The sequence below is a fragment of the Niastella vici genome, from assembly GCF_002077945.1.
In the GTDB taxonomy this organism is placed as follows: domain Bacteria; phylum Bacteroidota; class Bacteroidia; order Chitinophagales; family Chitinophagaceae; genus Niastella; species Niastella vici.
Genome location: NZ_LVYD01000028.1, coordinates 1 through 385 on the forward strand (window position 1 = coordinate 1; position 385 = coordinate 385).

1 protein-coding gene is annotated in these 385 nt (G+C 44.2%); it reads left to right on the forward strand.

The window, feature by feature from the left end; translation table 11 throughout:
- On the forward strand, positions 1-350 hold a 350-nt coding region (locus A3860_RS09585; protein WP_143774034.1), incomplete at its 5' end, for a T9SS type A sorting domain-containing protein.
- Positions 351-385 lie beyond the last annotated feature (35 nt).

Consider the following 385-nt stretch of genomic DNA (forward strand, 5'->3'; position numbering starts at 1 on the left):
GTTTTGGTCAGTTCGCTATATCGGCGCCGGTAGCACATTCGCGATTAGACGTTGCCACCCCGGTAAATGCCACACCGGCAAACAAGGTAAGCACTAACGTGGAGTTTTATCCTAATCCGAATAAGGGATGGGGCTTCCTAAGTATTACCTCGCCCCATGATAACGCGCATGTTGGTTTATACCTGCATGATATTAACGGAAATACCGTGTACCAGGCTTCGGAACAATTAAGCAGCAACAAAAGCCTGTTTATGTTAAACTTTAATGCACTATCATCAGGTACTTATATTTTGCAAATCAGGTTCAACACCGGGGAATTGATAACTAAAAAAGTAACAATCGTTAAATAACACAGATTCCGGGTAGAGCGGTTCGTTGCCTCCCC